Annotated in this window: 1 pseudogene; it reads left to right on the top strand. The window is 45.2% G+C overall.

Going from position 1 to position 416, the window contains the following annotated elements:
• Window positions 1–101 precede the first annotated feature (101 nt).
• Window positions 102–416, top strand: a pseudogene (locus tag J7R10_RS09040) (hypothetical protein); the annotation flags it as partial.

Below are 416 nucleotides of genomic sequence, written 5' to 3'. Positions count from 1 at the left end.
GGGTCATTATGAAAAATTCACTCCGAAAACTTGCACAAAACAGCTGGCAGAAGGCTTTAGCGAACTCAGAAATCATCTCGCATCTAGAGAAGATTATCGAGATGATCAGGCCGGGGTATCCATTGACGCTGAAGACTGGGAGTACATTGACGAAACAGGAGGAGGAACAGACCTTAGATGCTTGCAATCGTCTGGAATCCTTGCTCTCTGTGAAAGCTTCCGTTGAACAGAGTGAGAAAGCTGCTTTTCTGCTCTCAAGCATGAGAGTACCTGCGAATACAGATGCCAAAGCTGTTGTTTTATCCTATGGCATGTTGCTGGACCGCATTTCAGCATATGCGCTGAAAAAGGGCGTCGAAGATATCGTAACTGGTCAAGCAAATGGGATATCAAAAACATTTATGCCAACTTGCGGA

The sequence above is a fragment of the Bartonella vinsonii subsp. berkhoffii ATCC 51672 genome (assembly GCF_902825225.1).
Taxonomy (GTDB): Bacteria; Pseudomonadota; Alphaproteobacteria; order Rhizobiales; family Rhizobiaceae; genus Bartonella; species Bartonella berkhoffii.
This window is presented reverse-complemented; position numbering and strand designations above follow the sequence as displayed.